The organism is Crossiella sp. NPDC003009, assembly GCF_053591555.1.
Map to the genome: position 1 here is coordinate 1 of NZ_JBSFUA010000062.1, position 13243 is coordinate 13243.

Annotated in this window: 11 protein-coding genes; 2 read left to right on the forward strand and 9 right to left on the reverse strand. The window is 73.6% G+C overall.

Features of this window, described 5'->3' with window-relative positions:
* The 4 genes from ACWDY5_RS37385 to ACWDY5_RS37400 all read right to left on the reverse strand — a co-directional run.
* Nucleotides 1-1877, reverse strand: a 1877-nt coding sequence (locus ACWDY5_RS37385; protein WP_449726862.1) for a polynucleotide kinase-phosphatase, incomplete at its 3' end; no start/stop codon positions are given.
* Nucleotides 1874-3262 carry a 3' terminal RNA ribose 2'-O-methyltransferase Hen1 gene (locus ACWDY5_RS37390; protein WP_449726863.1) on the reverse strand — a complete coding sequence of 463 codons (1389 nt, stop codon included), beginning with the start codon at nucleotides 3260-3262 and terminating at the stop codon, nucleotides 1874-1876. The genes ACWDY5_RS37390 and ACWDY5_RS37385, both read right to left, overlap by 4 nt.
* Nucleotides 3263-3304: 42 nt before the next feature.
* Complete coding sequence (gene gabT / locus ACWDY5_RS37395) at nucleotides 3305-4645, reverse strand: 4-aminobutyrate--2-oxoglutarate transaminase (RefSeq protein ID WP_449726864.1); 1341 nt, start codon at nucleotides 4643-4645, stop codon at nucleotides 3305-3307.
* Entirely contained in the window at nucleotides 4642-5952 is a 1311-nt protein-coding gene (locus ACWDY5_RS37400) for an amino acid permease (protein ID WP_449726865.1), read from the reverse strand. The genes gabT and ACWDY5_RS37400 overlap by 4 nt, the downstream gene beginning before the upstream one ends.
* A gap of 89 nt (nucleotides 5953-6041) precedes the next feature.
* On the opposite strand from ACWDY5_RS37400, the gene ACWDY5_RS37405 reads away from it, so the two are divergent.
* On the forward strand, nucleotides 6042-7532 hold the full coding sequence (locus tag ACWDY5_RS37405; protein ID WP_449726866.1) for a PucR family transcriptional regulator: 1491 nt from the start codon (nucleotides 6042-6044) through the stop codon (nucleotides 7530-7532).
* A gap of 30 nt (nucleotides 7533-7562) precedes the next feature.
* Nucleotides 7563-9590: a thioredoxin domain-containing protein gene (locus ACWDY5_RS37410; RefSeq protein ID WP_449726867.1), complete on the forward strand. Its 2028-nt coding sequence runs from the start codon at nucleotides 7563-7565 to the stop codon at nucleotides 9588-9590.
* Here the strand turns inward: ACWDY5_RS37410 and ACWDY5_RS37415 are convergent.
* The 5 genes from ACWDY5_RS37415 to ACWDY5_RS37435 form a co-directional block, all read right to left on the reverse strand.
* Nucleotides 9543-10640: a pentapeptide repeat-containing protein gene (locus ACWDY5_RS37415; protein ID WP_449726868.1), complete on the reverse strand. Its 1098-nt coding sequence runs from the start codon at nucleotides 10638-10640 to the stop codon at nucleotides 9543-9545. The genes ACWDY5_RS37410 and ACWDY5_RS37415 overlap by 48 nt on opposite strands.
* Nucleotides 10637-11350, reverse strand: a complete 714-nt coding sequence (locus ACWDY5_RS37420; RefSeq protein WP_449726869.1) for an ESX secretion-associated protein EspG — start codon at nucleotides 11348-11350, stop codon at nucleotides 10637-10639. The genes ACWDY5_RS37415 and ACWDY5_RS37420 overlap by 4 nt, the downstream gene beginning before the upstream one ends.
* 39 nt (nucleotides 11351-11389) lie before the next feature.
* Entirely contained in the window at nucleotides 11390-12172 is a 783-nt protein-coding gene (locus tag ACWDY5_RS37425; protein ID WP_449726870.1) for a hypothetical protein, read from the reverse strand.
* A 25-nt stretch (nucleotides 12173-12197) separates the two neighbouring features.
* Nucleotides 12198-12539, reverse strand: a complete 342-nt coding sequence (locus ACWDY5_RS37430; RefSeq protein ID WP_449726871.1) for a hypothetical protein — start codon at nucleotides 12537-12539, stop codon at nucleotides 12198-12200.
* Nucleotides 12540-12606: 67 nt separating this feature from the next.
* On the reverse strand, nucleotides 12607-13224 hold the full coding sequence (locus tag ACWDY5_RS37435; RefSeq protein WP_449726872.1) for a hypothetical protein: 618 nt from the start codon (nucleotides 13222-13224) through the stop codon (nucleotides 12607-12609).
* Nucleotides 13225-13243 lie beyond the last annotated feature (19 nt).

Sequence of the window (13243 nt, forward strand, 5' to 3'; positions counted from 1 at the left end):
GCCGTCGGCAGCGCGGCGGTGGCGGCCGCGCCGACCGCGGCGTACTGCTCGCGGATCAGCCCGCCGGCCTTGGCGCTCCACGGCAGCAGCTCGGCGTCCAGCAGCAGCCAGTCGGTGTCCAGCTCGGCCCACAGCCCGGCCGCGGTGACCGCCTCGCTGACCCCGGCGAGCAGCTGCTCGCCGCGGTCGTCGGCGAAGAACGCCCGCCCGGTGCGGGTGTGCACCACGCCCGGTCCGGCCACGCCGAAGCGTTTCAACGCGGTCTGCTCGTCGCGGCAGACCAGCAGCACCGCGCGCGAGCCCATGTGCTTCTCCTCGCACAGCAGCTCGCGCACCCCGTCGGCCCGGTAGGCGGCGAAGGCCTCGGCCGGGTGCTCCAGCACCTCCGGCAGGGCCGAGGTGTTCACCGGGGCCATGGTCGGCGGCAGGTACAGCAGCCAGCGCGGGTCCAGCGCGAACCGGCTCATCACCTCCAGCGCGGCCGCGGCGTGCTCGGCGGTCACCGTGACCCGCCCGTGCAGCTCGCCGGTCTCCACCACCCGCTTGCCCGCCACGTCGGCGAGCTCCAGCAGTCCGGCCTCGCGCTCCGGCGGCGCGGGCGGGACGAGCGGCTTGGTCGGCTCGTACCAGACCTTTTCCGACGGCACCGAGACCACTTCGCGCTCCGGATAGCGCAGCGCGGTCAGCTTGTTGCCGAACACCGCGCCGGTGTCCAGGCACATCGTGTTGTTGATCCACTCCACCTCGGGCGTGGGCGTGTGCCCGTAGAGCACCATGGCCCGGCCGCGGTAGTCGTTGGCCCATGGGTAGCGCACCGGCAGCCCGTACTCGTCGGTCTCGCCGGTGGTGTCGCCGTAGAGGGCGAAGCTGCGCACCCGGCCGGAGGCGCGGCCGTGGAAGCGTTCCGGCAGCCCGGCGTGCGCGACCACCAGGTTGCCGCCGTCGAGCAGGTAGTGCGAGACCAGGCCGTAGCAGAACTCCGCCACCCGATCCCGGAACTCCTTCGGCTGCCCGGCCAGCTGGTCGAGGGACTCGGCGAGCCCGTGCGAGACGGTGACCTTCCGGCCGGTCAGCGCCCGGTGCAGCTTCTGCTCGTGGTTGCCGCACACGCAGATCGCGGTGCCCGCCTCGACCATGTTCATCACCAGCCGCAGCACGCCGGGGGTGTCCGGGCCGCGGTCGACCAGGTCACCGACGAACACCGCGATCCGGCCCTCCGGGTGGCTGGCGCCGACGGCCTTCTTGTTCTCCCACTCCAGGTCCCAGCCCAGCTCGGCGAGCAGCGACTCCAGCTCGCCCCGGCAGCCGTGCACATCGCCGATCACGTCGAACGGCCCGGTCAGCCCGGTGCGGTCGTTGATCAGCGGCTCCACCACGATGGTGGCCGCGTCGATCTCCTCCTGGCCGTGCAGGGTGTGCACCTTGCGCAGTCCCTCGCGCATGAGGTGCTTCTGCGAGCGGCGCAGCTGGGACTTCTGCCGGGCGATCACCTCCGCGCCGAACTGGCGGTCCTGGCGGGCCGCGTTGCGCTGCACGCAGACCGACTCCGGCACGTCCAGCACGATCGCCACCGGCAGCACGTGGTGCTGCTTGGCCAGCGCGATCAGCGAGGCGCGCGAGGTCTGCTGCACGTTGGTCGCGTCCACCACGGTGAGCAGCCCGGCGGCCAGCCGTTTGCCCGCCACGTACTGGAGCGCGTCGAAGGCCTCCGCGGTGGCCTCCTGGTTGTTCTCGTCATCGCTGACCAGGCCGCGGAAGAAGTCGCTGGAGAGCACCTGGGTCGGCGTGAAGTGCTTGGCGGCGAAGCTGGACTTGCCGGAGCCGGAGACGCCGACGAGCAGCACCAGCGACTTGTCCGGAATGGACAGTGCGGTCATCGGGCGACCTCCGTGCGGCGGAACAGCGCGAGCTGGGTGGGCGGTCCGACTTCGGGATCATCCGGTCCGACCGGCCGGAACTCCACCGCGTAGCCGTAGCGCTGGGCGACTTCCTCGGCCCAGGCCCGGAACTCGGCGCGGGTCCACTCGAAGCGGTGGTCCGGGTGCCGGAACTGCCCGGCGGGCAGGCCCGGGAAGCGCACGTTGTACTCCACGTTCGGCGTGGTCACCAGCACCGCGCCGGGGGCGGCGCCGCCGAAGACCGCGCGGGCCAGCGCGGGCAGCCGCGGCGGGTCCACGTGCTCGACGACCTCCATCAGCACCGCCGCGTCGAAGCCGCGCAGCTCACCGTCCACATAGGTCAGCGCGGACTGGCGCAGGGTGAGCCGGTCCGCGACGTGCTCGGACATCCGGTCCAGCTGGAGCCTGCGCTCGGCATCGGCCAGCGCCCGCGCGGAGACGTCCACCCCGAGGATCCGGGTGAAGTGCAAGTCCCGCAACAACTCCCGCAGCAGCGCGCCACCACCGCAGCCCAGGTCGACCACCTGCCGCGCGCCGATCTCCTTGAGCAGCGCCAGGATCGTGTGCCGGCGGGCCACCGCGAGCGGCTCGCTGGGCACCACCGCCTCCTGCAACGCGTTGTCCAGCTCCGCCGGTTCGGTGTCGTCGGCCTCGGCCAGCCTGGTCAGCGCGGCGGTCACCAGTCCCCGGTGGTGCCGCAGGTAGCGGCGGCTCACCAGGTCCCGCTCCGGGTGCTCGGCCAGCCAGGTGTCCCCGGCCCGCAGCAGCTTCTCCACCTCGTCCTCGGAGACCCAGTAGTGCTTGGCGTTGTCCAGCACCGGCAGCAGCACGTAGAGGTGGTTGAGCGCCTCGGCCAGCCGCAGCGTGCCGGTCAGCCGCAGGTCCACGTACGGCGAGTCACCCCAGCCGGTCATCGGGATCGGCCGCGCGTCCACCGCCCAGCCCAGCGGCTCGAACAGCCGCGTCACCAGGTCCGCCGGTCCGTGGCAGGGCACCGCGGGCAGGTGGATGGCCAGCGGGATCGGCGTGGCGGCCAGCTCCGGGTGCGACTCGCAACGCCCGCCCAGCGCGGTGCGGAACACCTTGCCCAGCGCCACCGCGAGCATCGAGGAGGCCACGTACGGCCGGTCGTTGACGTAGCGGCCAAGGCTGAACGCGGTGTTCTCCCGTCCCCGCCGCACCAGCTCGATCGGGTCGAGCTCCAGCAGCAGACCGACCGTGCACTGATGTTCTTCCGCCTGTGGGTAGAACACGTGCGCGGTCCCCGCGGCGACCTCGAAGGTCTGCACCTTGCCCGGATGCTTGTGCAGCAGGAAGCCGAGGTCGGTCGCTGGCTGGTGCGTGGTTGTCAGGGTGAACAGCACGAACGGGGAGTATTCCCGCTCGCGCCGTTCCCCGCTCCCGCTTTAAGCCCCTTCTGAACCCGCGTCCCGGATCGCGGTCTCCAGGACGTCGAGCCCTTCGGCGAGCAGGTCCTCGCCGATGACCAACGGCGGCAGCAGCCGGATGACGTTGCCGTAGGTGCCGCAGGTGAGCACGATCACCCCGGCCGCGTGGCAGTCCGCGGTGACCCGCTTGGCCAGTGCCGCGTCCGGCTCGCCGCCGTCCCTGACGAACTCGATCGCCAGCATCGCGCCCCGGCCACGGACCTCGCCGATGGCGGGGGTGGTGGCGGCCAGCGCGCGCAGCCGGGTGCCGGCCAGGGACTCGATCCGGCGGGCCGCGGCGGCCAGGTCCAGCTCGCGCATCCGGTCCATGGTGGCCAGGGCGGCGGCGCAGGCCAGTGGGTTGCCGCCGTAGGTGCCGCCGAGGCCGCCGGGGTGCACCGCGGACATCACCTCGGCGCGGCCGGTGACCGCGGCCAGTGGCAGGCCGCCCGCGATGCCCTTGGCGGTGGCGACCAGGTCGGGCACCACCTGCTCGTGGTCGACGGCGAACCAGTCGCCGGTGCGGCAGAAGCCGGTCTGGATCTCATCGGCCACGAACAGCGCGCCGGAGTCCGCGCACCAGGCCGAGAGCGCGGGCAGGAAACCCGGCGCGGGGACGACGAACCCGCCCTCGCCCTGGATCGGCTCGATCAGCACCGCGGCCACGTTCTGACCGCCGACCTGGGCCTCGATCGTCTCGATCGCCCTGGCCGCGGCGTCCGGGCCGCTGAGGCCGTCGCGGAACGGGTACGACATCGGCACCCGGTACACCTCGGGCGCGAACGGGCCGAAACCCTGCTTGTACGGCATGTTCTTCGCGGTCAGCGCCATGGTCAGGTTGGTGCGGCCGTGGTAGGCGTGGTCGAAGACCACCACCGCGGACCGGCCGGTGGCGTAGCGGGCGATCTTGACCGCGTTCTCCACCGCCTCCGCGCCGGAGTTGAACAGCGCCGAGCGCTTGGCAAAGCCGCCGGGGGTCAGCTCGTTGAGCCGCTCGCACACCTCGACGTAGCTCTCGTACGGGTTGATCATCACGCAGGTGTGGGTGAACCGGGCGGCCTGCTCGGCCACCGCCGCGACCACCACCGGGTCCGCGTTGCCCACCCCGGTCACCGCGATGCCGGAGGCCAGGTCGATCAGCGAGTTGCCGTCCACGTCCACCAGCACCCCGCCGCCGGCCTCGGCGGCGAAGGCCGGCACGGTCACCCCGATGCCGGGGGCGACCGCGTTCTCCTTGCGCGCCAGCAGTTCGGTGGACCTGGGTCCGGGCAGGGCGGTGGCCAGCGTGCGCTGCTGCGGTGGTCCGGCCTGTCGGGTCATGACGGGACGCTCCTCGGGTTTCGTTGGCGCAGAAGGGAAACGACCAGCACGATGGCGGCGACGCCGAGGCTGACCAGCAGCTGCGGGCGGGTGCCGGAGTCGAACAGCATGCCTGCCAGCAGCACCACCATGGCCACGATGCTCAGCCAGGTCAGCACCGCGCGGGACTGCCGGATCCGCAGGTGCGACACCGCGATCACCAGCCAGACCAGGATCGCGATCGCGCCGGAGGAGTTGACCAGGAAGGTGAACACGTCCTGCGGCGCGAAGTAGTTGAGCACCACGGTGCCGAAGCCGAACACGGTGGAGACCAGCACCGCGGTGCGCGGCGAGCCGCTGGCGCTCAGGCGCTGCCAGGACTTCGGCGCGTCGCCGCGACCGGACAGCGAGAAGGCCATCCGGGAGGCGGTGTAGAGGCCGGAGTTGAGGCAGGACAGCACCGAGGTCAGCACCACCACGTCCATCACGGCGGCCGCGGCCGGCAGTCCGATCCGTTGCAGCACCGCGACGTACGGGCTGGTGGCCACGCTGGCGTCGTCGTAGGGCAGCAAGGTGACCACCACCGCGATGGAACCCAGGTAGAACACCAGGATCCGCCACACCGTCGAGCGCACCGCGATCCGCACCGCCCGCTGCGGGTCGGCCGACTCACCGGCCGCCACGGTGGCGATCTCCGCGCCGAAGAAGGAGAACACCACCACCAGCATCGCGGAGAACACCGGCGCGGCCCCGTTCGGGAAGAACCCGCCGTGGCCGAGCAGGTTGTCCGTGCCGGGCGCGGTCACCCCGGGCAGCGTGCCCGCGATGGCGGCGACGCCCAGCAGCAGGAACACCGTGATCGCGGCGACCTTGATGGAGGCGAACCAGAACTCGAACTCGCCGTAGGAGCGCACCGAGAACAGGTTGGTCGCGGTGAGCAGCACCATCAGCGCCAGCGCCCAGGCCCACTGCGGCAGGACCGGCAGCCAGCGGTGCGCGATCGCGGCCCCGGCGGTGGCCTCGATGCCGACGGTGACCACCCAGAACCACCAGTACAGCCAGCCGATGGAGAACCCGGCCCAGCGGCCGATCGCGCGGTCGGCGTAGCTGGAGAAGGAGCCGGTCTCCGGGTTGGCCACGGCCAGTTCGCCCAGCATCCGCATCACCAGCACGACCAGCAGCCCGGCCACCGCGTAGGAGACCAGCACGCCGGGACCGGCCTTGGCGATGGCCGCGCCGGAGCCGACGAACAACCCGGCGCCGATCACCCCGGCGATCGCGATCATCGACAGGTGCCGCTGCTGGAGCGTGCGCGCGAGGGTGGCCATGGGCCGAGTGTGGGCGCGGCCACACCGGGCGGGAAGTCGACGAAGTGGCTAGTTTGGAGTTCTCACCACACCACTTTGTCGAGGTACGGGTGCCGCTGACCGTGCGCGCGCTGCTGGAGCTGCCCGAGCTGGGCCTCCGGCTGCTGGCCGGTGCCCGGGAGCTGGAGCGGCCGCTGCCGTGGGCACACGTCAGCGAGCTGGCCGACCCGACGCCGTTCCTGGAGGGCGGCGAGCTGCTGCTGACCACCGGGCTGGCCCGGCCTGCCTGGCGGGCCTACCTGGACCGGCTGGCCGCCGCCGGTGCCGCCGGGCTGGCCTTCGGCACCGGGCTGAGCCACCAGCGGGTGCCTGCAGAGCTGGTGAAAGCCGCGCGGGCCAGGGACTTCCCGCTGCTGGAGGTGCCCCGGGACACCCCGTTCATCGCGGTCACCAAGGCGGTCAGCCGGGCGGTCGCGGCCGACTCCTACGCCGAGGCCACCCGGATGAGCGGGGCGCTGCAAGCCCTGGCCGGCGCGGTCACCGGGGTGGACGGGCTGGGCGCGGTGCTGCGGCGGCTGGCCCGCGAGCTGGACGCCTGGGTGGTGCTGCTGGACGTGGCCGGCGAGTCGCTGCGGGCCGCCCCGGCCAGTGCCAGGGGCCGGGTCGCCGAGGCGGCCGGGCTGCTGGACCGGCTGCGCGCGGCCCGGCCACCGGCCGCGGTCACCGCGCAGGCCCCCGGCGAGTGGATCACCGCGCAGGCCCTCGGCGCGGGCCGTCGCACCAGGGCGTTCCTGCTGCTGGGCAGCGCGCGGGCGTGGACCCCGGCCGAGCACCACCTGCTCGGCGCGGCCGCCTCGCTGCTCGCGCTGGCCCTGGAGCAGACCGGCGGCCTGGACGCGGCCGCCCGGCGGTTGCGCGCCGGTCTGTTCACGCTGCTCGCGGCCGGGCAGCGGGAGCTGGTCGCGGAGGTGGTCCGGCCGCTGTGGGGCGCGCTGCCCGCGCCGCCGCTGCGGGTGCTGGCGCTGACCGGTCCGGCCCCGGCCCGCGCGGCCGCGATGGACCTGCTCGCCGCCCAGGGCGTGGCCGAGCCCTGCTTCTTCGCCGAGGTCAACGACCGGGTGGTGGTGCTGGCCGCCGAGGGCGAGCTGCTGGCCTGGTGCCGCGCCCTGCCCGGCCGCCTGGCCGGGGTCCGGCTGGGTGTGTCCGGGCCGGTGACCGAGGTCGCCGAGGGACACCGGCAGGCGCTGGCCGCGGTGGACGCGGCCCGCCGCCAGGACCGGCCGGTGCTGGATTTCGCCGACCTGGCAGGGTCCGGCCTGCTCGCACTGGTCGACGGCCGCCGGGGCACCGCCTTCGCCTCGGCCCTGCTCAGTCCGCTGAACACGCACGATGCCACCGGACGCGGGGATTTGCTGACCTCCCTGCGGGTATGGCTGAGCCACCATGGACAGTGGGACCCGGCCGCGCAACAGCTTGGTGTCCACCGGCACACCCTGCGCAACCGCATGCGTAAGGTGGCCGACCTGCTGGACAAGGACCTGGACTCGCCAGGTGTTCGCGCCGAGCTCTGGCTCGCCCTGCACCTGCACCAACCGCACTGACCTCGCCACCAACGCTCGGGAGACGCACCCATGCCGAACCGCCTGGCCGCGGCGACCAGCCCGTACCTGCTCCAGCACGCCGACAACCCGGTGGACTGGTGGCCGTGGTGCGAGGAGGCGTTCGCCGAGGCCCGCCGCCGGAACGTGCCGGTGCTGCTGTCAGTCGGCTACGCCGCCTGCCACTGGTGCCACGTGATGGCGCACGAGTCCTTCGAGAACCCGGTGGTCGCCGAGCTGATGAACGCCGGGTTCGTCAACGTCAAGGTCGACCGCGAGGAGCGGCCGGACGTGGACGCGGTCTACATGGAGGCCACCCAGGCCATGACCGGCCACGGCGGCTGGCCGATGACCTGCTTCCTGACCCCCGAGGGCGAGCCGTTCCACTGCGGCACCTACTACCCGCCGCAGCCGCGCCCCGGCTACCCGTCCTTCCAGCAGCTGCTGGCCGCGGTGGTGGAGGCCTGGACCGAGCGCGGCGAGGAGGTGCGCGAGGCGGCCCGCTCGGTGGTGGCCCAGCTGACCGAGGCCGCCCGGCCACTGCCACAGTCCACTGTGGACGGTGATGTGCTGGCGCACGCGGTGACCGCGCTGGCCCAGGAGTTCGACGACACGCACGCCGGGTTCGGTGGCGCGCCGAAGTTCCCGCCGTCGATGGTGCTGGAGTTCCTGCTCCGTCACCACGAGCGCACCGGCTCGACCGAGGCGCTCTCGCTGGCCGAGCGCACCTGCGAGGCGATGGCCCGCGGCGGCCTGTACGACCAGCTCGGCGGCGGCTTCGCCCGCTACAGCGTGGACGCCGCCTGGGTGGTGCCGCACTTCGAGAAGATGTTGTACGACAACGCGTTGTTGCTGCGCGTCTACACCCACCTGGCCCGCCGCACCGGTTCCGCGCAGGCCAGGCGGGTAGCGGTGGAGACCGCGGAGTTCCTGCTCACCGACCTGCACACGGTGCAGGGCGGCTTCGCCTCCTCGCTGGACGCCGACACCAACGGCGTGGAGGGCCTGACCTACGCCTGGACCCCGGCCCAGCTGACCGAGGTGCTCGGCGCCGAGGACGGTGCCTGGGCGGCGAACCTGTTGCAGGTGACACAAAGCGGCACCTTCGAGGACGGCATGTCCACCCTCCAGCTGCTCGCCGATCCGGACGACCCGGCCCGCTGGCAGCGGGTGCGCGCCGCTCTCCGTGAGTCCCGCGCCACCCGCCCGCAGCCCGGCCGCGACGACAAGGTGATCACCGCCTGGAACGCGCTGGCCATCGCCGCGCTGGCCGAGGGCGGCGCCTACTTCGACCGTCCACAGTGGATCGACGCGGCGGTGTTCGCGGCCGACCTGCTGCTGGGCACGCACCTGGTGGACGGCAGGCTGCGCCGCGGTTCCCGCGAGGGCGCGGTGGGCGAGGCGGCCGGCGTGCTGGAGGACTACGCCAACACCGCCGAGGCGTTCCTGGTGCTGCACCAGGTCACCGGCCAGCCCAGCTGGCTGGCGCACGCCACCGGCCTGCTGGACACCGCACTGGCCCAGTTCGCCGACCCGGACCACCCCGGCGTCTTCTTCGACACCGCCGCCGACGCGGAAAAACTGGTCCGCCGCCCCAGCGACATCTCCGACAACGCCACCCCCAGCGGCGCCGCCGCCCTGGCCGGTGCCCTGCTCACCGCCTCCGTGCTGACCGGCTCGGACCGCGCCGGCACCTACCGGGTGGCCGCGGAGAGCGCGCTGAGCCGGGCCGGCGTGCTGGCCGCCCGCGCACCCCGGTTCGCCGGCTGGTGGCTGGCCGTGGCCGAGGCCGCCCAGCACGGCCCGGTGCAGGTCGCCGTGGTCAGCTCCGGCGCGGACAACCGCCGCTGGGAACTGCTGGCCGCCGCCCGCGCCGCCCTGCCTGCCGGCGCGGTGCTCATCGGCGGCGAGCCGGACGAACCCGGCGTCCCGCTGCTCACCGGCCGCCCACTGGTCAACGGCACCGCGGCCGGGTACGTCTGCCGCGGCTACGTGTGCGAGCGCCCGGTCACCTCAGTGGTGGAGCTGACCAGCGCCATCCGCCGCGCCGTCCAGCCCTGAGCCGCCCGGCCCCTCGTCCAGCCTCGGCGGCACCGCGAAGGTGGCGCCGCCGAAGTCCGGCGGGCTGGCGAACCGCGAGCCGGTCAGGCTGACCAGCCCGCCGAACCGGCAGCCGGCGAAGTCGGCCCGGTCGGCGAAGACGGCCATGCAGTGCACCGCCCCGCCGAAGGTCGCCTGGCCGAACTCGGCGGCCCGCTCGAACCTGGCCTGGGCGAGCTTCACCTTGTCCCGCACCACGATCGCGGCGAAGCCCGCGGTCTGCCGGAACCGGGTGCGGTCCGCGGCCAGCTCGCCCATGCCGGCTCGCTCGAAGTGCGCGGGCCCGTGGAAGACCGCGTCGCTGAGGACCAGCCTGCCCAGCACCCGCACCCCGCGCAGCGTGCACGGCCCCTCCAGCAACGCGCCGCTGAGGTCCAGGCCGGCCAGCGTCACCTCGGTCAGCGCCAGCCCGTGCAGCGTGGTGTCGGACAGGTCCAGCAGCACCGGCTTGCCCTGGTGCGCCCGCAACACCCGGTCCAGCACCTTCTGCGCTTCCCTGCGCAGGTGCCGCGCCCCCGGCTCCTGCGCTGGGATCGCCTGCCGGAGGAAGACGCACACGATGTCGATGACCTGCTGCGCCATGGCCGGTCGCGCCGCGGCGATCCCGGCCAGCGCGTACAGCGCGCCGACCCGCACCTGCGCGGCCGCGTGGCCCAGCAGCTCCACGGTGCCCACGAAGCCCTCGTCGGCCACCCGCTGCAGGTCGCGCTCGTGCTTGAGCTGGTCCAGCTCGTGCCGCTGGAGCTCCAGCGCCTGCCGCTGCCGCTCGGTCTCCGCCTTCTCCCGCTCCAGCTGCCCGCGTTCCTCCTCCACCCGCCTGCGCCGGTCGGCCAGCCACGCGGTGTACCCGGCCAGCACCGCGCTGACCAGCGCCGTGCCCGCCAGCATCGCGCTCTGGCCGATCTCCTGGCCGCTGGCCAGCAGCCAGGCCACCGTGCCGGCCAGCGGCAGGAAGGCCACGCCGAGCACCGCCAGCGGCAACCGCTCCCCGCGCCAGCGCCGCCCGCTCATCGCCGGTCCAGCAGTTCCCCCGCGCTGCGCACCAGCAGCCTGGCATCGGCCCTGACCAGCGTGGTGTGCGTGCCGGTGGCGTAGACCAGGTGCCGGCCGTGCCGCTGCCCGTCGTTGACCAGCAGTTGCCGTTCGAGCCGCCGCGGCGTGCCCCAGCGCTCCCGCACCGTGCCGCCGATCTGCGCCCGGCGCACCACCGGATCGGCCACCAGCGGTGCCAGCACGCCCCGGTCCGCCTTGGACAGCGGCCGCTCCCAGGGATCGGGGCTGCCCACGGTGACCGCGCGCAGCTGCGCGGTGGGCACGGACAGCTGGCGCAGCGTGCCGCGCGGGTGCTCCGGCAGCTCGGCCACCAGCGCCGCGGCCAGCCCGGTGTCCCGCACCGGCCGCAGGGTCAGCCCCTCGGGGGAGAGCACCGCCAGCCCGGCCTGTTCCGCCCCGCCCGCCGCGGCCAGCGCGCGCACCCAGCCGCCCCGGCCGACCAGCCGCAGGTCCAGCGACCGGCTGTGCTCGGCCAACAGCCGGACCAGCGCCAGCACGTCCTCGGCGATCCGCCGCTGGTCCCGGTATCCCTTGGCGGACAACTCCGCCAGCCCCCGCCGCAGACTGGCGGCCCGGTCGGGGTAGTCGCCGGTCTCCGGCGCCAGGTCCAGCACCACCGGCTGCGGCCGGTCCCCGTGCACGGCCTGCCACAGCGTGCTGAAACCCAAGCGGGACAACGGTTCTCGGCACAAGTTCGACATCGCCGCCTACTCGCCGATCACCGGGGGCGCCACGGTCAGGTCGGAGCTGAACGGGTCGTCCGGATCCGCCGCGACGTGCCGCAGGTAGCCCTGCTCCGGTTCGTCCCACCGCGGCGGCGGCAGCGCGGGCGGCGGGACCGGGACCGGCGCGGGCGCGGCGGGCAGCGCGCCGGTCGGCCCGAAGTTCGCCGGCAGCGGCAGCGGCTCGGTCTCCGCCTCGGCCGCGCGCACCCGCACCGCGGGCCGGACCGCCGGTGGTTCCGCTCGGTCGACCGGTCGGTTGGGCAGCCCGAACAGCACCGCCCGCTCGTACCCGCCCAGCACGTCCCGCGCCCGGTCGGTGACCTGCCGGAGCTGGGTCTCCGCGCCGTGCAGGTCCGGCGTGTGCAGCCAGGCCGCGCCGGTGGTGTCCAGGAACCCGGTGCTGTGCGCGGGCGGTGGTGGCAACTGGGCGGGCACGCTGGCCCGCACCAGGTCGAACTCCCCGGCCACGGTGGCGAGCAGCTCCCTGGCCGCGGCGGCCTGCGCCTGCGCGTCGACCAGCAGCGCGCTGGCGGCGTGGGCGACCTCGGTGGCCACCACCGCGCCCCGGTCGGTGTTGTGCCGGGCGAACTCGGCGAAGCTGCGGTGGTAGTCGGTGCGCAGCTCGTCCAGCTCGGCCCAGATCCGCTGCCAGTGCTCGGCGGCCTGGTACAGCGGGCCTGCGCCAGGGCCGGTGTGCACATCGGCGCAGATGCGCGCGATGGGCGCCTCAGCCCACCAGAAAAGTCCCTCGTTCCAGGTATTCAAGATTCCCCCTGCCCCTACGATCCGCTTATTTGTCGCCCGGTAAACCCGGAGCGTGCGAATTGTCACGCTCCACTGATCGGTAATCGGTTGCCATGTTCTCGGCGGCGCTGAGCTGCCTGCGCAGTTCGATGATCGCCTGATCCATCTCGGCCAGGAAGGAACCGGGTCCCCGGTCCACCAGATCGCGGTACCTGGCCATGGCCAAGCCGCTGACCGGGTCTTTCGCCGGTGGGGTCAGCCTGGCCGCGTGCAGCCCCCTGCTGCGCAGCGATTCGAGCCGGTCGAGCAGCGAGCGGAGGCGCGTGCTGAGCGCGGCCGCGCTTTCCGGGCTGATCCGCATGGTGGCCCCGGAATCGGGAGATGCCATCCGGTGTCCTTTCCCGACAGTCGAGAAAGGAGAGACTACGTCACCGGACCGACGAGCAAAAGTTTTCTCAGCTGGCCAGCATTCCCTGGTGAATGCGTTGGAACTCGGCCGGGTCCACCGCGGCCGGATCGTCCAGCAGCGCCAGCACCGCGCCGCGCGGGGTCAGCCGCAGCCCGGCCGGCGGGTTGGGCAGCATGTCGGCGCGCTCGGCGTTGAAGTAGGTCCACCAGCCCAGCCAGTCCGGCCACTGCCCCGGCGCGGGCACGCCGTCGGGCTGGGACTCGGTGAGCAGCCCGGACACCCGGTCCCAGGACAGCTCGTCCTCCACCCGCCCGAACACCGCGTCGAACCGCTCGGCCAGGTGCACCCACAGCTCGGTCAGCCCCCGGTGCAGCAGCCGGTAGCCGTCGGCCTCGGGCCGGGGCTCGCGCCAGGTGTGCGCGGCGTCCAGGGTCAGGCAGACCGAGTCCGGGGTGGTGCTCAGCAGCAGGTCGGTCTCCTCGGCTGACCACAGCGGCACGTCCCAGCGGCCGATGGCCAGCCCGTCCAGCAGCTCCTTGCGGCTGATGGCCAGCCGCGGCCCCAGCCGCCAGCCCCCGGCCGCCAGCACGGCCAGCAGCTCGTCGGCCCGCGCGGCGGTCAGCGGCGTGGCGAAGTGCAGCTGCCAAGACCAGTCGGACCCCATGGCCCCATCTTCACTGTTC